Here is a 20,950-nt window from a genome sequence, read left to right as displayed (position 1 = left end):
ACAGCCTCTTGGTCAAGTTGACCTCAGCCGGGCCGGGCCGCAATGTCGGTGCCTCATCGCACGGGAGCCGCCATGCCGCCATCGCCCAGTCCGGACGGGAGCCATGCCGCAGCGCCGCCGGTCTATCCGGTGGTGCTGTCCGGTGGCGCCGGCAGCCGGCTCTGGCCGCTGTCCCGGCGCTCCTATCCGAAGCAGTTCCTGCCGCTGAACGGCGCGCTGAGCCTGCTGTCGGAGACCCTGCGGCGGGTCGCCGACGGCGACCGCTTCGCAGCCCCGACCATCGTCTGCAACGACGAGCATCGCTTCCTGGTCGCCGAGCATGCCCGGCAGGCCGATGTCGCCCCGCGCGCCATCGTCCTGGAACCCCTGGCGCGCAATACCGCGCCGGCAGTGGCCGTGGCCGCGCTGAGCATCGCGGCAGAGGCACCGGACGCCTGCGTTCTGGTGCTGCCCTCCGACCATGTGATCGCCGACCTTCCGGCCCTGCACCGGGCCCTGGACTGCGCCCTGCAGGGCGCCGCCGACGGCCGGCTGATGACCTTCGGCGTGGAGCCGAACCGGCCGGAGACGGCCTATGGCTATATCGAGCTGGGCGATGCCCTGCCGGCGGCGGACGGCGCCTTCGCGATCGCCGCCTTCCACGAGAAGCCCGACCTCGCCACGGCGGAACGCTACCTCGCCTCCGGCCGCTTCCTGTGGAATGCCGGCCTGTTCCTGTTCCCGGTCACGCCGCTGCTGCAGGCGCTGTGCCGCCACGCGCCGCAGGTGGTGGCGGCAGCCGAGCAGGCGCTGGCGGCGGCGCAGGGCGACCTGGATTTCCTGCGCCTGGACCGCGAGGGCTTCGCCGCGAGCCCGTCGATCTCCATCGACCATGCCCTGATGGAGCATCACGACCATGCCGGCGTGGTCCCCGTTTCCATGGGCTGGTCCGACCTGGGCGGCTGGGAGACCTTCTGGACCCTGGCGCCCAAGGACCCGGCCGGCAATGTGCTCGATGGCCGGGCGGTGGCGGAGGATTGCGAGGGCGTGCACCTGCGCAGCACCGGCCGGCTGGTGGCGGCGCTGGGCCTGAAGGACCTGCTGGTGGTGGAGACGGACGACGCCGTCGCGGTGGCACCGCGGGACCGCAGCGAGGATATCAAGCTGCTGGTCGAGCGCCTGCGCCGGGACGGCTATCCGGAGGCCGAGCAGGGCAGCCGCGACTACCGGCCCTGGGGCTGGTTCCGCCGCATCGACGACGGCGACCGCTTCCAGGTGAAACATATCTCCGTGCTGCCCGGCGGGCGGATGTCGCTGCAGCTGCACCATCACCGCGCCGAGCACTGGATCGTGGTCCGCGGCACCGCCCGGGTTGTGCGCGGCGACCAGGAACTGCTGCTGCAGGAAAACGAGTCGACCTATATTCCGCCCGGTACCCGGCACCGGCTGGAGAATCCCGGCCGGATCCCGCTGGAGATCATCGAGGTGCAGTCCGGCGCCTATCTGGGAGAGGACGACATCGTCCGGTTCACCGACGCCTATGGCAGAGACTGAACGGGGCCCGGACTGGGCGAGCCAGCGGGAATTCGATAAAAATCAATAAAAGTAACGAATACATTCAACCGGAATGTATAATATCCGCAATTCAAGAAAGTATTTACGCCTAGGAACTTTGACCTACACTGCTCGTTACCGGGATTGATTCACCCGCGGGAGCCACCTGCCTGCACCATGACCGGCACGGGCCGGTGCGGCGGCTCCGCGGCCCTGGGCAAGGAGCAGTGCGATGCGGCAGGAACAGCTGGCGGAAGGCCCCCGGGCCTGGCACAGCCAGAAGCTCTTCCAGGAGCAACGCGGTTTTTCGCTCGACGATCTGGACCGTTTCGGCATGCCGGTGCCGGAGGACAAGCGGACAGGGGCCCTGTGGCGCACCGTGCCGGTGGGCGATCTCTCCCGGGTGCTGTCCGGCCGACCGCCGGTCGACCCGCCGGCGGCGAATGCCGCCGGGGCCGCCGGTTCCAGCGGCCGGCTCTGGCCGGCCCTGCGGCCGGTCGGACCGGGTCCGGAAGACCAGCGGATGCAGGCGGAGATTCTCGATCTTGCCCGCGGCGCGGCGCAGGACGTGCCGTGCCTGCGCGGCAGCTTCGCCGATTTCCGTCAGGCCCTGCGCAGCCACCTGACCGGGATCGATCCACGGCCGACGGGCGGCAGCGGTCCCGATCTGTCGGAGCTGGCCGCCATCGTCGGCACCAGCGCGGCGCGCAGTCATCTGCGCGGCGACCTTGCCCTTGCCGACCTGCCCTACCGTGCCCGGCACCGGGACGGCCTGGGCGCCTACCGGTTCGGCGAATCGCAGCTGGAGGATCTCGGCTACTATCAGCGCCTGCACCGCCCCGCGGCCGCGAACGACCTTGGCGGCCAGGGGGCCGATCGCGAGAGGGGAGCGGACGGGAAGGCGGGCGCCGGAACGTTTGCCGCCGACAGGGACCCGGCGCTGGCCTGGTGCGGGCGGTTCACCGGGCGGCGCGGCATCACCACGATCGCCGACCTGATGAGCACCGCGGCACAGGAGCGCCTGATTCTCGAGGCGTTCGTCCAGCATCTCCGCGATCTCTCCGCCCTGCTGCCGCAGGGCCGCGTGCTCGCCGGCTGGCTGGGCCGGCCGATCGGCTTCGACGGTTCGGACCGCATGCTCGACGACAGCCCGGAGAACCGACTGACCGTCTCGGCGCTTCTGGCAGCCGCGCAGGTCCATGGCCCCGCGGCGGTCTGCCAGGTCCTGCTGGAACCGGACAGCCTGACCGGCAGCCGGGCGGTGGAACGGACCCTGCGCAGCTTCACCGGCTATGCGACGCCATTCGACGGCGTACCGCGCCCTGGCGATGCGGAAATCGAGGCGATCATGCAGCGGGTGCGCAGCGCCTCCACCGAAGGCCGTGCCGAACCGCGTCGGCCAGCGACACAGGGTGCCCAGGGCGGTCAGGGCGGTCGGTACCTGAATCACACGATCAACTTTTAGACCAGTTATCGATTAGATTTTCGATAAAATTTTACGCAATCAGTACTAAATTCATCGGAAAAGAGTCATTAGTTCCAGATAACAACAGCTTTACATATTCTTTTGGATCACTAAAATTGCGAATTACTGAGGCATGCCGATGAAATTGCATCGGTTTCGTCGTCAATTCGCCGAACGGCATCGGTTCAAGCTCCCCGGCTGCGGACTCCTGGGCGGGCACGGACCGGTCGCTGTGCTGGTAGATCGCGAAAAATGCGCCACCCAGCCCGGCCCCATACAAGGTCTGGAGTCGAGTCCCATGCCCTTCACCCTGTCGCCCCGGAAGCCGTCCCGTCCCGCCCAGAACCAGCGCGGCCAGCGCAGCGCCCTGCGCGACCTGCAGCGCACGCTGGAGGAGGAGGCGCAGAGCCAGGACGAGGACGTGTTCCGCGAGGAAGTGAACAGCCTGCCGGCGCGGAACCGCCGCCCGGCGCAGGCCGCGGCAGCACTGGAGGCGGAATTCGCCCCGGCCCCGAAGACTCCGCCGGCGGAGATCCCGGCCGAAGCCCCGGTCCGGCGTGACTTTGCGGCCAGAGAGGCCGCCGCACAGCCGGCGGCCGCCAGCCGGCCGCAGGGCAGTTTCCGCGACTTCAAGAACGCGCTCCGCGCCTACCTGACCGGCCTGGCGCCCGGCCGCATCACCGCCACCGAACTGCGCCTGCGGGTCGGTGAAGAGGCGATGGAAGCCTACCAGCATGGCGAGGTCACGCTGGAGCAGCTGCAATATCGTGCGGTGGATCCGCGCGGCTTCATCGGCTACCGGTTCGGCGAGGAACTGCTGGAGGTCCTCGGCTACTACCGGCCCTCCACCCGCGCCCTGCAGGAGCGGCGGGAACTCGCCCGCGCCCGGCCGGAGGATGCCTGGGCCAAGGTGTCGAACCGGTGGGACGGTCTGTTCACCGGCCTCAACGGCGCCTTCAGCATGAAGGAATTCTGCTCCGCCCGGGTGCAGGAGATCGCGATCGGCGAGGCGTTCGCCTGGCATCTGCAGAAGATCATCGGCCTGCTGCCGGAGGAGAGCGGCCTGGGCGACATCGTCGGCCTGTCCCGCGACATGGACCCGCCGCCGCGCTCCCGCGGCATCGGCCGCACGACATCGGAGGTCACGATCTCCGGCATGCTCGCCGCCGCACAGGTCTACGGCCCCCAGGCCGTGGCGGACTATGTGCTGGGACAGGTGACCGCGAAGGACCCGATCGCCCAGGGCGTGCACCGGCTGATGGACGAGTTCGCCGGCTTCGCCACCCCCTACGACACGATCCCCTGCCCCAGCGACAACGATGTCGGGCGCCTGATCAACCGCGTGCGCAGCCGTGCCGACTCGATGAGCAGCCTGACCGCGCCGTCCAGCGACCTGAGCTGGCTGCGCTGACCCTCCGCCGGGGGCAGACCGCCTCCCCGCACCCCCATTGCGCCCTGCCCGCTGCAGGATGCCTGCGCGCGACCGCCGGTTTCCTTTGACCTCGGCAGCGCCGCTGGCTAGGCGTGAGCCGGTGCGGCATGGAGGAATGCGGAGATGGCGGCGGGCAGTACGCCACCCTATGTGGTGATCGGCGGCGGACAGGCCGGCTTCTGGGCCGCCGATACGCTGCGCAAGGCGGACCCGGACAGGGAATGCATCCTGCTGGCGGCCGAGCCGCTGCCGCCGCATGAGCGCCCCCCGCTGTCCAAGGGCTATCTGCTGGGCCGGCAGAGCCGCGACAGCCTCCTGTTCCGCGCCCCGGACTTCTATGCGGCCGCCGGCATCGACCTCCGCCTGTCCTGCCCGGCCACCGCCATCGACCCCGACGCCCGCACCGTGACCCTGGCCGATGGCACCCGGCTCTCCTATCAGGCGGCGATGATCGCCACCGGCGCCCGGCTGCGCCGCCTTTCCGTTCCGGGGGCCGACCTGACCGGGATCCACTACCTGCGCAGCGTCACCGATGCCGATTCCCTGGGCCAGGCATTGCGGGCCGCTGGCCGGGTGGCGGTGATCGGCGGCGGCTTCATCGGCATGGAGGTGGCGGCGGCCGCGCGCGAACTGGGCTGCGCGGTCACCGTCGTGGAGGCGGAGCCCAGGATCATGAACCGCGGCGCCCCGGCGGAGATCTCCGACGCCATCGCCGCGCTGCATGCGGCGAAGGGGGTGACCATCCTGACCGGACGGCGGGTGACCGGATTCGCCGGCGACCGCGCCGTGGCGGCGGTGGAACTGGACGGCCATGCGGCCCTGCCCTGCGACCTGGCGGTGGTCGGCATCGGCATCCAGCCAGAGACCGGCCTGGCGGAGGCGGCCGGCATCGCCTGCCGCGACGGGATCCTGGTGGATGCCTGGGGCCGCACCTCTGCCGAAGCTGTCTTCGCCGCGGGCGATGTCGCCAGGCGGGAGGATCCCGGCAGCGGCCTCTCGCTGCGGCAGGAGGCTTTCCAGAACGCCCAGGGGCAGGCCGTGGCGGCGGCAAAGACGATGGCCGGCCAGCCCACCCCCTACCTGGAAACGCCCTGGCTCTGGTCCGACCAGTATGACGAGAACGTGCAGATCGCCGGCATCCCCGCGGCGGACGACAGGCTGATCCTGCGCGGCGACCCGGCGGCCCGGGCCTTCACCGTCCTGCATCTGCGCAGCGGGCGCCTGGTCGCCGCATCGGTGATCAACACGATCCGCGAGATGCGCGCCTGCCGGCGGCTGATCGAGGCCGGCCTGCGGGTGCCGGAGGACGCGACCGAAGCGGAGCTGGCGGACCCGGAGGTCCGGCTGCTGGACCTCACCCGGCGGCTGAAGGGCCGGTAGCGCCAGCGACCGGTCCGCCGCCGCCGCGTCAGTGCAGGGTGCGACGGAAGCGCTTCTGCAGGCCTTCCGCCTGGGCGCGCACGCCGGGCAGATGCGGGTTGATCCGCAGCGCCGCCTCGTAGGCGGTAAGCGCCCCGGCATAGTCGCCGCGGCGCTCGCAGATCTGGCCATAGCCGGCCAGGGCGCCGAAATGGCGCGGCTCCAGTTCCAGCACGCGGGCGATATCCTCGATGCTCTCGGCATCGCGGTTCTGCAGGAAGTACAGGGTGGCCCGCTTGTTCCAGGCCTCGGCGAAGTCGGGATGGGCGGAGACCAGCTCGTTCAGCAGCAGTTCCGCTTCCCCCAGCTTCTTGCTGGCGATCGCGGTCACCGCCTCGCCCAGCCGCGCGCGGGCCGGCGCCGCCGGATGCTCCATCCACAGGGCCCAGATCAGGTCCTCGACCTCGTGGGCGCGATGCCCCAGCCTGTCGTCGACCAGCCGGCTGAACAGGCTGTCCAGCTGTGGCGACAGGCCCGGCGCGGGCCGCCGCTCCGGCAGTGACAGAATCAGCCTGACCATCCGATCGTGCATCGCTCCACTCCGGCGCCCCCGCAGTCACAAATGCGCCAATCGCCTTCTATCGGCCTGACAGGCCGCCGACGCAAGGGATAGAACGGTCAGGTCCGCGCGAACGAAAGATGCCGCTCCGCGGCCGCCAGAAGGGAGTTCCCGATGCCCGAGACCGCACCCCTTGCCCGCAGGACGCCAGTGTGTCGGTTGAACCGCCTGCTTGCCACCGCGGCCCTTGCCGGCTGCCTCGCCCTGCTGCTGGCCGGCGGATCGCCGGCCTTCGCGGATTCCGCCACCGGCAACGCGACTCCCGGCACCACGGCCGCCGTACCTTCGACCTCCACCTCCCCGACTGCCAAGGGCCCCAGTGCCGGCGGCACAGGTGGCGACCAGGATGTCGCCGCGCAGGGCGGCGGCGCAGAGGAGGCCCGGGACAGGCATTGGCAGGAGGTCCTGCAGAAGGCGCGCGACCAGCAGGTCTATTTCAACGCCTGGGGCGGGGAGCCGCGGATCAATGCCTACATCGAATGGGCTGGCCAGCAGGTGGAACAGGCGCACGGCGTATCGATCCGCCACGTCAAGCTGGGCACCACGGCGGAGGCGGTGTCGCGCATCCTGTCGGAGATGGCGGCCGGCAATACCGGCAGCGGCAGCGTTGACCTGATCTGGATCAACGGCGAGAACTTCGCCGCCCTGCAGCGCCGCGGCATGCTGTTCGGGCCCTGGACCGATGCCCTGCCGAACATGCGCTATGTCGATCCGCAGGCGATGCCCAGCGTCGCCACCGACTTCGGCATCCCGGTGGACAACATGGAGGCGCCCTGGGGACTGGCGCAGCTGGTCTTCCTTCACGATACCGAGCGCATGCCGGAGCCGCCGCGCGGCGCCTACGAACTGCTGGACTGGGCCGTCGCCAATCCGGGGCATTTCACCTATCCGCAGCCGCCCAACTTCATGGGGACCACCTTCCTGCGGCAGCTCCTGTACGACCTGACCGCCGACCGGGAGGCCCTGTTCAAGCCGGTCTCCGCGGTCGATCCCGACGATGTGGCGGTCACTGTCTGGAGCTACCTGGATCGCCTGCACCCGCTGCTGTGGCGGTCCGGCGTGGCTTTCCCGCAGAACACCGGTGCGGCCCGCAACCTGTTCGAGGATGGCGAGATCGACATCACGATCTCCTTCGACCCGGCGGAGGCGGCGAACGGCATCGCCTCCGGCGCCCTGCCGAAGACGACCGCGGTCTACACCTTCCGCGACGGCACGATCGGCAATGCGAGCTTCCTGGCGATCCCCTCGAACTCGCCCAACAAGGAAGCCGCCATGGTGCTGGCGAACTTCCTGCTCTCGCCCGCGGCACAGGCCCGCAAGCAGGATCCTGCCGTCTGGGGCAGCCAGACCGCGCTATCGCTGCCGCTCCTGTCGGCGGAGGAGAGGTCGGCATTCGCGGCCTTCGACAAGATGCCGGGCATGCCCAAGGCGGGCAGCCTGGGCACGCCGCTTGCCGAGCCGCATCCGTCCTGGACCCAGTACCTGGACGAACAATGGTCGCATCGCTACGGCGGCGGCGACTGAACGGCTGCCGGCCGGCATGAAGACCGCGGGCCGGCGCCGGCCGGCCGGCCCGGCCCTGCACGCAGCACTGCGTGCAGCCCCGCTCGTCACCGCCGCCCTTCTGACCCTGCCGGTTGCTGTCGGCACGGCCGGCATCGTGCTGCCATTCGGCTGGCTCGACCTGCTGACGGGTAGTGCCGGGCGGCTGGACTGGAGCCGCCCGTTCGGCCAGGCGGTGGCCGAGTTCTTGGCGGCGCCGGGGATCTGGACCTCGCTGCGGGTCAGCCTGACCAGTGCCCTCGCCGCGACCCTGATCTCGCTGCTGCTGGTGCTGGGCCTCACCGCCGCCGCCCAGGGCAGCCGCCTGTTCGCCCTGCTGTCGCACGCGATCTCGCCGCTGCTGGCGGTGCCGCATGCCGCGATGGCCGCCGGCCTGGCCTTCCTGGTCGCGCCGAGCGGCTGGCTGTTCCGGCTGGCCTCGCCCTGGGCGACCGGCCTGGAGCGTCCGCCCGACCTCCTGATCCTGCACGATCCGGCCGGGCTGGCGCTCACCGCCGGGCTGGTGGTGAAGGAGGTGCCCTTCCTGTTCCTGATGACACTGGCGGCGCTGCCGCAGACCGACGCCGCCCGGCGCACCCTGCTGGGCCGGAGCCTGGGCTATGGCCGCATCGCGGCCTGGTGCGCCGGGGTGGCGCCGCAGCTGCTGCGCCAGCTCCGCCTGCCGGTCCTCGCCGTCCTGGCCTACGGCCTGTCCACGGTCGACATGGCCGTCATCCTGGGACCGACCACGCCGCCGCCGCTGGCGGTCCGCTGCCTGCTCTGGCTGACCGACCCGGACCTGACCATGCGGGCGACGGCGGCGGTCGGCGCCATCGTGCTACTGGCGGCAACGGCGGCAGGCGCCGCCATGCTCTGGCTGCTGGCCCTGCTGGCCCGCATGGCCTGGCGCTGGTGGATCTGGCAGGGCCTGCGGCTGCGGCGCGATGCGCCGCTCCGCCGCCTCGCGGTCGCCGCGGCGGTGCTGGTCAGCCTGCTGGGCGGTGGCGCCATGCTGGTGCTCCTGATCTGGTCGGTGGCCGGCCCCTGGCGGTTTCCCGAGCCGCTGCCGGACAGCTTCACCCTTACCCGCTTCGCCGCCCATCTGCCGCAGATCCACGAAGCGGTTCTCACGACACTTGGCCTCGCCCTGGCGACCAGCGGCCTCGCCCTGCTGCTGACCGTCGGCTGCCTGGAGAACGAGGCCCGCGGCGGCGGCGCGCGGCGGCCGGGCCGGGCGCTCTGGCTGCTCTACCTGCCGCTGATCCTGCCGCAGATGAGCTTTCTGTTCGGCCTGCAGGCGGTGGCAGCCGCCCTGGGCCTGGTCCCGGGCCTGCTGGCCGTCGCCTGGGCGCAGCTGCTGTTCGTGCTGCCCTATACCTACCTGTCGCTGGCGGACCCCTGGCATGCCTGGGACCGGCGCTTCGGTCTGGTCGCGCGCGGCCTGGGCGCCGGTCCCGTGCGGGTCCTGCTGGCGGTGAAGCTGCCGATGCTGCTGGCGCCGCTGCTGACCGCCGCTGCGGTCGGGATCGCGGTGTCCACCGCGCTCTACCTGCCGACCGCCCTGCTCGGCGCCGGCCGGGTCAGCACCCTGACGACAGAGGCGGTGACCCTCGCCTCCGGCCAGGACCGGCGCCTGCTGGCGGTGTTCGCGGTGCTGCAGGCGGTGGTGCCGTTCCTCGCCTTCGGCCTGGCGCGCCTCTTGCCAGCGGCGCTGCACCCCGCCGGCCGGCGTTCGGCGGCGCCACCGGGCGGGTCGCAATGACCGCAGGTCTGACATTGTCCGGGGTAGCGGCACGGCTGCACGGCCGGCGGCTCTTCGCGCCCCTGTCGCTGACGGTGGCTCCCGGCCAGGTGGCCACCGTGATGGGGCCGAGCGGCACCGGCAAGTCGACCCTGCTGGCACTGATCTGCGGCGCGCTGGACCCGGCCTTCGAGGCGGAGGGTCGGGTGCTGCTGGATGGGCGGGACCTGGCCGGCCTGCCCACCGAGGCACGCCAGATCGGCATCCTGTTCCAGGAGCCGCTGCTGTTCCCGCATCTCAGCGTCGCCGGCAACCTGGCGTTCGGCCTGCCGCCGGCCCTGCGCGGCCGGCAGGCCCGTGCCGCCCGGGTGCGGGAGGCGCTGGCGGCCGCGGACCTGGACGGCTTCGAGAAGCGCGACCCCACGACCCTGTCGGGCGGCCAGCGGGCGCGGATCGCCGTGTTGCGCACCCTGCTGTCGGAACCGCGGGCGCTGCTGCTCGACGAACCCTTCGCCGGGCTGGACGCGGCGGCCCGCGGCCGGTTCCGGGACATCGTCTTCGATGCCGTGCGGCGGCGCGCCCTGCCGACCCTGCTGGTGACCCATGACGGCAGCGATGCCGAGGCGGCCGGCGGGCCGCTGGTTCACCTGGAGCCGGTGGCGGCGGAGGGCCCGAACGGCAGCTGGAAATCGCCCATGTAGCCGCGGCCCAGATAGGCCTTCAACGGCACTTCGCAATGACCGGCGCGGCCGACGCAGATCTCCCCCAGCGGCTCGATCTCGCGGAAATGCGGACGGTAGCGGTCGACCCAGCCGCGCTCGGTCCGCTCACGCCCGACCAGGATCGCGTCGCGGCCCGAAAAATCGGAGAGGTCGTGCTGGAAGGCGAAGTTGCGCGGGTCGGATGTCAGCACCGCAACCGGCAGCCGGCCGCCCAGCGCCGCGTCGACCTTGCCGGCATCGATCCAGTGCCAGACGCCGACGAACAGGTCCGGCCGGTCCAGGTCGCCGCGCGCCGCCAGCCAGTCGTGCAGGTCGGTCCAGTCCAGCCCCTCGTGGGTCGGATCCCCCTTGGCGAACAGCGCGGGAAAGGCGCGGCCCGCCCAGCCGGTGGCGGCATGGCTGGCCAGCACCGGCACCGCCAGCAACAGCGCCGCGGCCGACAGGCCCAGCCACCAGCGGGCGCCGCGGCGCGCCGGTGCGGGCGCCGCCGGCCACCATGCGGTCATCGCCCGGCCCAAAAGCGGCAGCCAGAAGATATAGCCCGGCGCCTGCCAGTGCGGCAGGCCGCGGCTGCCCCAGAGCGGCGTCAGGGTGAAGATCAGGATCGGCAGCAGGCCGGCCCAGAACAGGAACCAGGCGCCATTGTCCCGGGGGCCGGCAGCCACCGACCGCGCCACGGCCCAGACCAGCGGCAGCCAGATCCAGGGGCCCAGATAGAGGATCTGCCCCAGCACCGCGACCAGCGCCTGCTGCGGCTTCGGCTCTTCCCGCGCGGCGGCCCGCCCGGCCTGGAAGGCGATGCTGATCCATTCGTTCTGGGCGTTCCAGATCAGCACCGGCGAGAACACCGCCAGGGCCACCAGGCCGGCCGCCCAGGTCTCCGGCCGCACAAGCCAGTACCGGTGACGCGGCGAGGTCGCCAGGAACAGGGCGATGCCCGCGCCGAACAGGAAGCCGTGATATTTCGCCAGGCAGGCCAGGCCCAGGAACAGGCCGGCCCCCAGCGCCAGCGCCCAGCGCCGGGCGGGACGGCAATCCTTGCCCGCCTGCAGCAGCCCGACCAGGCAGAGCGCGCTGGCAAGCATCGCCGCCAGCAGCGGCCCGTCGGGCAGGATCCAGCCGCCGAAGGCGATGGTGTAGATCGGTGCCAGGTTGGCCAGCACCGCCGCCCAGGCACCCGCCCAGGGAGAGAACAGCACGCTGCCCAGCCGGTAGAGCAGCCAGCCGGTCAGCACGAACAGCGCGATGAACGGCAGCCGGACGACCGGATTCGCCTCGCTCCCGGTCAGCCAGACCGTGGCGTGGACGATCCAGAACGACAGCGGCGGATGGTCGTAGTAGCTCCACTGCAGGGAGCGGGCATTGGCGACGGTGTAGGATTCGTCGACCCCCAGGCCCAGTACGGCGGCCACGGCCAGGCGCACCGCCGCGCCCAGCAGCAGGGCCGCCCAGACCAGCTGCGCCGGGCTGGCCTGGATGCCGAAGGCGATCTCCCGGCAGTCGCGATCGCCGTTCACCGGCATGCCGCCCTGCGCCGGCACCGGGTTCGACACGACCGCAAATCGCGTAGTATCCGGCCCGTGCCGCGCCATCGGGCGCGGCGCTGCGACATACCGCGCCCCGACCACCCGTCATGGGCCTCCAACTCAGTCACCAGGTCATGCCTTCCGTTGATTCCGCCCGCCAACGCCTGACCGATCTGCTGGGCCCCAGGACGGGACGCCTTCTCAGGCCGCGCAATCCCTATCTCCGCTGGCTGCTCTGGTCGACCCTGGCCAGCCTCGCCTGCATCCTGCTGGTCGATCGGCAGATCGTGCTGTTCTTCTATGAGCATCGGACGCACTGGGTCTACGGCTTCTTCCAGGCCATCACCGATATCGGCATGGGCACGGGATGGTACATCCTGGCCGTGCTGACGGCCCTGGCCGGTACCGGCGGCGAGCGTTTCACCCTGTCGGTGGCACGGGCGCTGATGTGGCGGCGGGTCCGCAATGCCGGCCTGTTCCTGCTGGCCAGCCTGCTGCTGAGCGGCATCGTCATGATCGCGATCAAGGTGCTGACCGGCCGGCTGCGCCCGCGCTACCTGTTCGAGGATGGCAGCTATGCCTTCCAGCCGCTGACCTTCGACACCGGGATGGTCGGCTTCCCGTCGGGCCACACCCAGACCATCTTCGCCGTGATGACGGTGTTCTGGCTGGTTCTGCCGCAGCATCGCCCGCTCTACCTGATCGTGGCGGTCCTGGTCGGCTTCAGCCGGGTGGTGGTGGGCGCGCATTACCTGGGCGACGTGGTCTTCGCCGCCTTCCTGTCGATCGCCCTGACGGTCTGGCTCTACGAACGGATGGTGCGCCGCGGCCTGCCCTGCCGCCTACAGCGGGGCGGCTATGTCCTGCCCTTCTTCCGTCGCCGAACGCCGTGAAAGGGCGGCACCGCTGAGCGACCAGGCCAGGCCGCCGGCCAGGCCCTGCGCCAGGGTGGCCAGGCCGATCCCGACCGATACCAGGAAGGCGTCGGCGGCGCTGATCCCGGCAAAGCCGAGGGCCGTCACCATCGCCGCTTCCCGCAGGCCCCAGCCGGCGATGGCGATCGGGATCTGGGCGATCAGCAGCACCGGCGGGATCAGCAGCAGGGCCACGGCCGGCGACAGCGGAATCTCCAGCCCGGCGGCCACGCAGAGGCCGAACAGGGCGGTCAGGAAATGCCCGGCGATGCCCGCCAGGAGGATCGCCGGCAGCCGCCCGGCGGCGACCAGCGCCTGCCGGATTCCGGCATAGAGCCCGGCCACCCGCTCCAGCAGCCGGTGGTAGCGGCCGAGCCAGCGCAGATGACGCAGCAGCAGCAGCACGGCGATCACCGCCAGCGCCACGACGCCGGCCACCAGGTCGGTCGCCACCAGGGTCGCCCGGTCGGCGGGCGCGATCGCGATGTCGGCCAGCGCCAGCAGCGGCAGCCCGGCCAGCATCGCCAGCAGCATCGCCAGCAGCGCGGCACCGCGGTCCGCCACCACCGCGGAAAAGGCAGTGCCGAGCCCGACGCCCATGCGGCGCAGCAGGACCACGCGCGCGACATCGCCGCCCAGGGTCGAGGGGAAGGGCTGGTTGAACAGCAGCCCGGCCAGCACGGTGCGCGCCACCGGCCAGAACCGCCAGCGTTCGGGCGCACCGGCCAGGGCGCCCTGCAGCACCCAGTGGAAGCGCAGGCACAGCAGCGCCGCCTGCAGCACCACCAGCGCCGCCAGGGGTAGCAGCCAGGGCCAGGACAGGTCGCCCAGCCGCGCACCGATCGCCGACAGGTCGACCTGGCCGACCGCCCACCAGATCAGCAGGCCGGACAGCGCCAGCTTGACCAGTGCCGAGGCCAGCTTGCGAAGGCGGCCCTGCCAGACGCCCCTGCCGCCGGCGCTGTCCGGCACCGTCACGAGGCTGCGCGCCGCCCGTTCGCGGGTCCGGCGGCGTCCCCGGCAGCCGCATGCGCCAGGTTTCCGCCTGGCGCGGACGGCCCCCTCGGCGCCCCCATTGCGGCCTGCAGCGCCGTCAGCACCTGTGCCACGCCGATCCCGGTCATGCAGCGATTGTCGCCGCAGACGGACTTCTTCTGGTTGTAGACGGAGACGCAGGGCGAACAGGCCAGCCCCAGCCAGATCGCCCGCTGCCGGTCGCCGATCGGGCCGAAGATCCGCGGCGTCTCCGGCCCGTACAGGACCACCGTCGGAATGTTGGTGGCCGAGGCGAAATGGGCCGGCCCGGAATCGTTGGTCACCAGGCCGTCGGCCAGGCAGAACAGGTGCAGCAGGCCGGTCAGGCTGGTCCGGCCGGCAAGGTTCACCACCCGGTCGCTGCCGATCTGTCGCACCAGACGCTCCGCCTGCGGGCGTTCCTCCGGCGATCCTGTCAGACCCAGGGTCACCGAGGGGTCGCGCAGCAGCCGGGCCGCCAGCTCTGCATAGCGTTCCACCGGCCAGCGGCGCTGCGCAATCAGATCGCTGGCATTGGCGTTGAGCAGGATCAGCTTGCGGCTGCCGTCCAGCGGCACCCCCTCCGCTGCGAGCCTCTGCCGCAGGGCCTGAAGTTCCGCCGGATCGGGCTCGAAGCGGAACCGCATCGGCCGCACATCGGGCAGCACCGCCTTGGGCACCGGCTCGTCGGTCGCCGGCTCGGAGAGGGCGGCGACCAGGCCCAGATAGGCCGATGCGGCATGCAGGTGCGGGCTGTAGACCGCCCGGTGGGTCAGGAGGTCGCCGATATAATGGCCCTCCTCCCGGAAGCGGTGAAAGCCGGAGCGCCAGCGCGCGCCGCTCAGGAAGGCCAGGATGGTGCTGAAGCGGGCATAGACCTCGAAGTTCACCGACGCGTCGATGCCCAACCGGCGGCAGCGCCAGATCGCGGCCAGGGTCCCGAAGACGAAGCGGAACAGCCCGTCGGTCCGGATGGTGACGATGTTCCCCGGCGGGACGCCCATGATCTCCAGCACCTGGCGGCCGGCCGCGAAGGTCAGGAAGTGGTGTTCCGCGTCAGGGAAACGGCGCCGCGCCTCCTGCATCGCCGGATAGGTCAGCACCAGGGCGCCCAGTTCGGCCAGGGCGATGAACATCAGCCGCCGCGGCCGGGGCTGTTCGCCCCTGCGCCGGCGGGCTGCCAGGGAAAGCAGGAAACAGAGCGGCCGGCCGACCCAGCGGTCGATCCGGCGCATCGTATCGGGAGACATCAGCTACGCCTTCATCCTCGGCCGTACCGCGCCAGCCCGCGGGCGGCAGCGGAACGCGCCGTTTCCGGCACAGGCAGGGCCGTCACCTCGGGAAGCCCTGCCGCGCCAGAGATATCCGGCAAGGGTGTCCGATGTCCGGCCGGCGAAGTCAATCGCGCGTCCTGCCGCGGCGGCGGCGCGATGGGCCGACCGCCACGGCGGTCCCCCGCCGGCCCGTGGCAAGAGGCTAGTCCGCGGCAACCGGCAGGTCGTGCAGGACCTGCAACCGGCGGCGCAGGTCGTGCCAGGCATCGTCGCCGAACTCCTGCTGCAGGCGGGCCACCGCCTCGTCCTGGGCGTGCCGCCAAAGCGGTACCGCCTGCCGCACCACCTCCGCCCCCGCCTCCGTGATCGCGATGCGGCGGGCGCGGCGGTCTTCCGCAGGCGACTCAACCCGCACCCAGCCATGGCTCTCCAGCGGGCGCAGGTTGCGGGTCAGCGAGGTGCGCTCCAGCCCCATCACCTCCGCCAGCCGGGCCATCGGCACCGGCGGCCGGCCCATCAGGGCGGCCAGGATGGAGAACTGCGTGGCCTTCAGGCCCAGCGGCTTCACCGCATTCTCGTACGACCGGGTGACGATCCGTGTGGCCTTGCGCAGGTTGAAGCAGATGCAGTCGCCGCCGAACCGCTCCAGCGGCCGCGTGCCCCAGGGCGAATCGCCGCCCGCGGGCCTGCGGGTCGCGGCACGCCCGTCGGGATCGCTGCCTGACGCTCGGTCTGTCATGATCCGTGCAAATACACCTTCCCCCGGACAATTGCCACGCCGCCGGTTTCCACGCCGCGGCCCCGGCATGGTAAGGATAGGAGATGGTAAGGAACCGGATCAGCATCGCCGACAAGCCCAGGTCCGGCCCCCTGTCCCCCGCCGCCGGCGGTGCGCGCCGGGCGGTGCCCGCGCTGATCACCGCCGCCCTGGCCGTCCTGGCCCAGGCCGTCCCGACCCTGTCCGTCCTCGCCCTGGCCGCCTGCAGCGGCGCGGACCGCCCCGTCGGCATGGCGGAAACCGACGACAGGCTGCTGCCGGGCCTGTTCCTCGGCCCCAGCCTGCTGTCGTCGCAGGGTGCAACCTCCGGTCGAACGGCCCCCGTGATCAATGCGTTCGAGGCAATCGACAGCGACGGGGACGGCCACCTCTCCGAGGCGGAGATCGCACATCACCTGGCAACGCGTTTCGCCCGCGCCGACCGGAACGGCGATGGCGAACTCGACCTCGCCGAACTGGGACTGGCCGGCCAGCCCGTCGCGGCGCAGACCCTGCCCTTCGACCTGGACGGCAATGGCCGCATGTCCCTGGCCGAACAGCGGATCTATATCAATACCGTGATCTCCGAAACCAGCGGCACGGGGTCGGCCACCGTGCTTTGGCGCGATGTCGACCGCCGGCTCGTCCGCTGATCCCCACTGCCCCGGTGCCGGCGGGTCCCGCCCCTGGCGCCGGCCGGCGGCCCGCCTGCCTGCGGCCGCAGCGGCAAAGCCGCGCCCGAGCCGCCCGAACAGGGCGAAAGGAAGCCCTTCGTCATGAGCCTGCTGCCCACACTGGTCGTCTTCCTTGCCGCGGCGGTGTTCGCCGTGCCGCTGTTCAAGCGGATCGGCCTGGGATCGGTGCTGGGCTATCTGGCCGCAGGCATCGTCATCGGGCCGATGGTGCTGGGCCTGGTGCAGAACGTGGACGAAATCCTGCACATCGCCGAACTCGGCGTGGTCATGCTGCTGTTCCTGATCGGACTGGAGCTGCAGCCGACCCGCCTGTGGACGATGCGGCGGGTGATCCTGGGCCTGGGCGGCGGCCAGGTCCTGCTCACCGGCGCCGCCCTCGGGCTGGCGGCCTGGCTGCTGGGGATCCAGCCGCTGAGCGCCGCGATCATCGGCCTGTCCCTGGCCCTGTCGTCGACCGCCTTCGCGCTGCAGATCATGGCGGAGCGCAGCGAACTGACCACCCGGCACGGCCGCGCCGGCTTCTCGATCCTGCTGTTCCAGGACCTGGCCGCGGTGCCGCTGATCGTCCTGGTGCCGATCATCGCCGAGCTCGACCGGATGGGGCTGCAGACCCTGACCTTCGACACCGACATGCTGCTGGGCATCGGCAAGGCGGCCGCCGCGGTCGCGGTGGTGGTGCTGGGCGGCCGCTACGCCGTGCGGCCGCTATTCCGCTATGTCACCTCGTCGAAGATCGCGGAGGCCTTCACCGCGGTCTCCCTGTTCATCGTGGTCGGCACCGCCCTGATGATGGAGGAGGTCGGCCTGTCGATGGCGCTGGGCGCCTTCCTGGCCGGCGTGCTGCTGGCGGATTCGGAGTTCCGGCATGCGCTGGAAGCCGATATCGGCCCCTTCAAAGGCCTGCTGCTGGGGCTGTTCTTCATCGGCGTGGGGATGTCGATCCGCCTCGACGTTGTGGCCGAACATCCCGGCACCGTGGCGCTGCTGGTCGCGGGCCTGCTGGCGATCAAGGCGGCAGTGCTGTTCCTGATCGGCCGCTCCGCCGGCATGGGGACGAAACCGGCGATCCGGCTGGCCGCCACCCTGTGCCAGGGCGGCGAGTTCGCCTTCGTGATCTTCGGCGTGGCCGGTGCCGCGTCGGTGATCGACCGCGAGCTGGCGGACACGCTGACCCTGGTCGTCACGATCTCGATGGTGATGACGCCGCTGCTGCTGCTGCTGATCGACCGCACCGGCCGCGCAAAGAAGACGGAGGCGGAAGCGCCGACCGCCCTCTACGAGGAGAACGAGGTGATCATCGCCGGCTTCGGCCGGGTCGGACAGATCGTCGGCCGCATCCTGCGCGCCAAGCGGATCCCCTTCACCGCGCTGGAGGCAAGCCACGAGCAGGTCGATTTCGTCCGCAATTTCGGCGGCCGGGTCTATTACGGCGATGCCAGCCGGCTCGACTTCCTGCGGGCTGTGCATGCCGACACCGCCCATGTCTTCGTGATCGCGATCGAGGATATCGAGCGCTCGATCCGCTGCGCGGAACTGCTGCTGCAGCACTATCCGCACCTGAAGATCATCGCCCGCGCCCGCAACCGCGGCCATGCCCACCGGCTGATGGCGGTCGGCGTGAAGCATGTGGTGCGCGAGACCTTCGCCTCCTCGCTGGAACTGACGGAGCTGGTGCTGGAGAAGCTCGGCATGGCCGACTACCAGGCACAGCAGGCGATCCAGACCTTCCGCGAGCTGGACGAGCGCCGCCTGCGGGAGGATCTGGCGATCTACACCGACCAGGAGGCGATGGCGGAACGCGCCCGCCAGTGGGAGGAGGAACTGGAGGAGCTGTTCAACGAGGATGCGCGCCGCGACGAGGTGGCCTGACGCGCTGCGACGCTGGCGGACGGAACGGGCTGTCGAGACGGGGGGTTGAAACGGAGGCGTTTCAGGGGGGCGTTTCAGGGAGGGGGGCGTCGGAGCCGGAACCGGCACGGGGCGCCGCACCACCCCCGGCCCGCCCCGGGCAAAGCGCCTGACAGCCCCCTGGCACCGTGCTAAGGCAGCCGCATGACAGAGGCAGAGTTGACCGATCGCCGCTCCCCAGAACCGCATGGCCATCGCCCTGTCCGCATGGCGGTGATCGGCGTCGGCCATTTCGGCCGCTTCCATGCCCAGAAACTGGCCGCCAGCCCGTACGCCGCGCTGGCCTGCGTCTATGACACCGATCCGGCGCGGGCGGCCGCGGTCGCGCAGGAATGCGACACCCGCGCCGCCGCCTCCCTCGACGAAGCGCTGTCGCAGGCCGAAGCCGTGAGCATCGCGGTGCCGACCCGACGGCACGCCGCCGTCGCAACGGCGGCGCTGGAGGCCGGACGCCATGTCCTGATCGAGAAGCCGATCACCGAGACGCCGGCGGAGGCACAGGCACTGATCGACCTTGCGGCACGCTCCGGCCGCGTGTTGCAGGTCGGGCATCTGATCCGCTTTGCCGCGCCGATCGCCCGGCTGCGCGCGGAGATCAGCCAGGCGCTCTACGTCGAATGCGTGCGCATCGCGCCCTGGACGGCGCGCGGCACCGATGTGAACGTGATCCTGGACCTGATGATCCACGACCTGGACCTTGTCCTGTCGATCGTGCCGGCCCCGATCGCGGATATCGACGCGGTCGGCACGCCGGTCCTATCGGAGCGGGAAGACATCGCCAATGCCCGGGTGAAATTCGCCGATGGCTGCGTCGCCACCATCACCGCCAGCCGGGTCAGCATGAAGACCGAACGCAAGCTGCGGGTCTTCGAGGCAGACCGCTACACCTCCATCGACTTCGGCGCCCGCCAGGTGCGGCGGGTGCGCCGGACCGGCGCGGTCTCCAAGGGCGGGATCCCGGACCTGGACGTGAGCTTCGACGACTTCGCCGAGACCGACCTGCTGGCGGAGGAGCTCTCTGCCTTCCTGGCGGCCGTGCGAGGCGAGCGGCCCCCCGAAGTGACCGGGCGGGAAGGCTTGCGGGCGCTGGAGGCAGCGATCGCGGTGAACGAGTCCCTGCGTCGGCATGCCGCCTTCGTCGCCGAGCGGACGGGCCTGGTGCCCGGCACGACGAACCGCGTCAGCGCCTGACCTCGACAGCGAACCCGGAGGCAGGCATTGGCCAGACGCGGCACCATCCCCCTGATCGACCTGCAGGCGCAGCACCGCCGCATCGCGAAGCGGATCCGGGACCGGGTGATGAAGGTCCTGGAGGCGGGACAATATGTCCTGGGGCCGGAAGTGGCGGAGCTGGAGGCGGCGCTGGCCGCCCGCTGCGGCACCGCCCATGCCGTCGGCCTGGCCAGCGGCACCGACGCCCTGCTGGCGGCCTTCCTGGGGGAGCGCATCGGCCGCGGCGACGCCGTCTTCCTGCCTGCCTACAGCTTCGTCGCGACCGCCGGCACGGTGGTGCAGTGCGGCGCCATGCCGGTCTATGTCGATATCGACCCGGAAACCTTCACCATGGATCCGGAGGACCTGGCCGCTGTGGTCGACACCGCGCGGGCCGCCGGCCGCGCGGTGCCGCGGGCAGTGGTCGCCGTCGACCTGTTCGGCCTGCCGGCACGCTATGACGAGATCGCGCCGATCGCGGAGGAGGCGGGCCTGTTCCTGCTGGCCGACGCGGCACAGAGCCTGGGCGCCAGCCTGGACGGCCGGCCGGTGGGCTCCCTGGCCCATGTCACCGCCACCAGCTTCTACCCGACCAAGACGCTGGCCGCCTATGGCGATGCCGGGGCGCTGTTTACCGACGACCCGGCACGCGACGCCGCCTATCGCCGCCTGCGCCAGCACGGCCAGGGCCCGGACCGGACCGAGGCGCTGGAGATCGGCATGAACAGCCGCCTGGACACCCTGCAGGCGGCGATCCTGCTGGAGAAGCTGGCTTTGTTCGACGACGAGCTGGCGGCGCGCCGGCGCCTCGCCGCCCGCTACGGCGAACGGCTGGCCGACCTGGTGCCACGGCAATGGGTGCCGCCCAATGCGGAAAGCGCCTGGTCGGTCTACACGGTGCGGATCGAGGGCGGGCCGGCCCGGCGCGACAAGGTCCGGGCCGCCCTGCAGGACAAGGGCATCGCCACCGGCATCTACTATCCGGTGCCGATCCATCAGCAGGCCGCCTATCGCCGCTTCGCCGACCGCCCGCTGCCGCACAGCGAACGCCTGGCCGCCGAGGCGCTGGCCCTGCCGATGCATCCCTACCTGGCCGATGCGGATGTCGACCGGGTGGTCGAGGCGTTGCGCAAGGCGCTGAAGGCGAACTGAGGCGGCGGACTGACCGGAGCAGGGGCGACGGACCCGGTTCCCTGCCCACCGCGCATTCTCAGATCTCTTTGACGCATGTCCCTGG

The 20,950-nt window shown here is 71.3% G+C and carries 17 protein-coding genes; 12 read left to right on the top strand and 5 right to left on the bottom strand.

Going from position 1 to position 20,950, the window contains the following annotated elements:
* Positions 1 to 72 precede the first annotated feature (72 nt).
* From ACFOGJ_RS21230 to ACFOGJ_RS21215, 4 genes are all read left to right on the top strand, one after another.
* A complete protein-coding gene (locus ACFOGJ_RS21230; protein ID WP_379904316.1) occupies positions 73 to 1,533 on the top strand; it encodes a mannose-1-phosphate guanylyltransferase/mannose-6-phosphate isomerase in 1,461 nt (486 codons plus the stop codon).
* 232 nt (positions 1,534 to 1,765) lie between these two features.
* On the top strand, positions 1,766 to 2,998 hold the full coding sequence (locus ACFOGJ_RS21225) for a hypothetical protein (protein WP_379904314.1): 1,233 nt from the start codon (positions 1,766 to 1,768) through the stop codon (positions 2,996 to 2,998).
* Positions 2,999 to 3,296: 298 nt separating this feature from the next.
* Entirely contained in the window at positions 3,297 to 4,409 is a 1,113-nt protein-coding gene (locus tag ACFOGJ_RS21220; protein WP_379904312.1) for a hypothetical protein, read from the top strand.
* Between the two features lie 144 nt (positions 4,410 to 4,553).
* Positions 4,554 to 5,810, top strand: coding sequence for an NAD(P)/FAD-dependent oxidoreductase (locus ACFOGJ_RS21215; RefSeq protein ID WP_379904310.1), 1,257 nt, complete (start codon positions 4,554 to 4,556; stop codon positions 5,808 to 5,810).
* 28 nt (positions 5,811 to 5,838) lie between these two features.
* On the opposite strand, the gene ACFOGJ_RS21210 is transcribed toward ACFOGJ_RS21215, so the two are convergent.
* The gene (locus ACFOGJ_RS21210) at positions 5,839 to 6,369 is read right to left on the bottom strand and encodes a tetratricopeptide repeat protein (protein WP_379904308.1); all 531 of its coding nucleotides are present in this window, start codon (positions 6,367 to 6,369) and stop codon (positions 5,839 to 5,841) included.
* Positions 6,370 to 6,567: 198 nt separating this feature from the next.
* On the opposite strand from ACFOGJ_RS21210, the gene ACFOGJ_RS21205 reads away from it, so the two are divergent.
* The 3 genes from ACFOGJ_RS21205 to ACFOGJ_RS21195 are packed head-to-tail and all read left to right on the top strand — an operon-like array spanning position 6,568 to position 10,392.
* Complete coding sequence (locus ACFOGJ_RS21205; RefSeq protein ID WP_379904306.1) at positions 6,568 to 7,932, top strand: ABC transporter substrate-binding protein; 1,365 nt, start codon at positions 6,568 to 6,570, stop codon at positions 7,930 to 7,932.
* A 16-nt stretch (positions 7,933 to 7,948) separates the two neighbouring features.
* Positions 7,949 to 9,712, top strand: a complete 1,764-nt coding sequence (locus tag ACFOGJ_RS21200; RefSeq protein ID WP_379904304.1) for an ABC transporter permease — start codon at positions 7,949 to 7,951, stop codon at positions 9,710 to 9,712.
* Complete coding sequence (locus tag ACFOGJ_RS21195) at positions 9,709 to 10,392, top strand: ATP-binding cassette domain-containing protein (RefSeq protein ID WP_379904302.1); 684 nt, start codon at positions 9,709 to 9,711, stop codon at positions 10,390 to 10,392. The genes ACFOGJ_RS21200 and ACFOGJ_RS21195 overlap by 4 nt, the downstream gene beginning before the upstream one ends.
* Here ACFOGJ_RS21195 and ACFOGJ_RS21190 read toward each other — a convergent pair.
* Positions 10,335 to 11,966 (bottom strand): glycosyltransferase family 39 protein, encoded by a 1,632-nt coding sequence (locus tag ACFOGJ_RS21190; protein ID WP_379904300.1) that lies wholly within the window; start codon positions 11,964 to 11,966, stop codon positions 10,335 to 10,337. The genes ACFOGJ_RS21195 and ACFOGJ_RS21190 overlap by 58 nt on opposite strands.
* A gap of 107 nt (positions 11,967 to 12,073) precedes the next feature.
* On the opposite strand from ACFOGJ_RS21190, the gene ACFOGJ_RS21185 reads away from it, so the two are divergent.
* A complete protein-coding gene (locus ACFOGJ_RS21185; protein ID WP_379904298.1) occupies positions 12,074 to 12,832 on the top strand; it encodes a phosphatase PAP2 family protein in 759 nt (252 codons plus the stop codon).
* Here the strand turns inward: ACFOGJ_RS21185 and ACFOGJ_RS21180 are convergent.
* The 3 genes from ACFOGJ_RS21180 to ACFOGJ_RS21170 all read right to left on the bottom strand — a co-directional run bounded on the left by ACFOGJ_RS21180 (position 12,782) and on the right by ACFOGJ_RS21170 (position 15,880).
* Positions 12,782 to 13,831 (bottom strand): lysylphosphatidylglycerol synthase transmembrane domain-containing protein, encoded by a 1,050-nt coding sequence (locus ACFOGJ_RS21180; RefSeq protein ID WP_379904296.1) that lies wholly within the window; start codon positions 13,829 to 13,831, stop codon positions 12,782 to 12,784. The two genes, ACFOGJ_RS21185 and ACFOGJ_RS21180, sit on opposite strands and share 51 nt — an antisense overlap.
* Complete coding sequence (locus ACFOGJ_RS21175; RefSeq protein WP_379904294.1) at positions 13,828 to 15,117, bottom strand: glycosyltransferase family 9 protein; 1,290 nt, start codon at positions 15,115 to 15,117, stop codon at positions 13,828 to 13,830. The genes ACFOGJ_RS21180 and ACFOGJ_RS21175 overlap by 4 nt, the downstream gene beginning before the upstream one ends.
* A gap of 226 nt (positions 15,118 to 15,343) precedes the next feature.
* A complete protein-coding gene (locus ACFOGJ_RS21170; RefSeq protein ID WP_379904292.1) occupies positions 15,344 to 15,880 on the bottom strand; it encodes a MarR family winged helix-turn-helix transcriptional regulator in 537 nt (178 codons plus the stop codon).
* Positions 15,881 to 15,963: 83 nt separating this feature from the next.
* Here ACFOGJ_RS21170 and ACFOGJ_RS21165 point away from each other — a divergent pair, with 83 nt between their 5' ends.
* The 4 genes from ACFOGJ_RS21165 to ACFOGJ_RS21150 all read left to right on the top strand — a co-directional run bounded on the left by ACFOGJ_RS21165 (position 15,964) and on the right by ACFOGJ_RS21150 (position 20,865).
* Entirely contained in the window at positions 15,964 to 16,551 is a 588-nt protein-coding gene (locus ACFOGJ_RS21165; RefSeq protein ID WP_379904290.1) for a hypothetical protein, read from the top strand.
* Positions 16,552 to 16,674: 123 nt separating this feature from the next.
* Positions 16,675 to 18,462, top strand: a complete 1,788-nt coding sequence (locus ACFOGJ_RS21160; protein ID WP_379904288.1) for a monovalent cation:proton antiporter-2 (CPA2) family protein — start codon at positions 16,675 to 16,677, stop codon at positions 18,460 to 18,462.
* A gap of 183 nt (positions 18,463 to 18,645) precedes the next feature.
* Positions 18,646 to 19,692 carry a Gfo/Idh/MocA family protein gene (locus ACFOGJ_RS21155; protein WP_379904286.1) on the top strand — a complete coding sequence of 349 codons (1,047 nt, stop codon included), beginning with the start codon at positions 18,646 to 18,648 and terminating at the stop codon, positions 19,690 to 19,692.
* Between the two features lie 27 nt (positions 19,693 to 19,719).
* On the top strand, positions 19,720 to 20,865 hold the full coding sequence (locus tag ACFOGJ_RS21150) for a DegT/DnrJ/EryC1/StrS family aminotransferase (RefSeq protein ID WP_379904284.1): 1,146 nt from the start codon (positions 19,720 to 19,722) through the stop codon (positions 20,863 to 20,865).
* Positions 20,866 to 20,950: the final 85 nt, after the last annotated feature.

Origin of the sequence: Marinibaculum pumilum, assembly GCF_042646425.1 — a bacterium.
GTDB classification, from domain to species: domain Bacteria; phylum Pseudomonadota; class Alphaproteobacteria; order Ferrovibrionales; family Ferrovibrionaceae; genus Marinibaculum; species Marinibaculum pumilum.
This window is presented reverse-complemented; position numbering and strand designations above follow the sequence as displayed.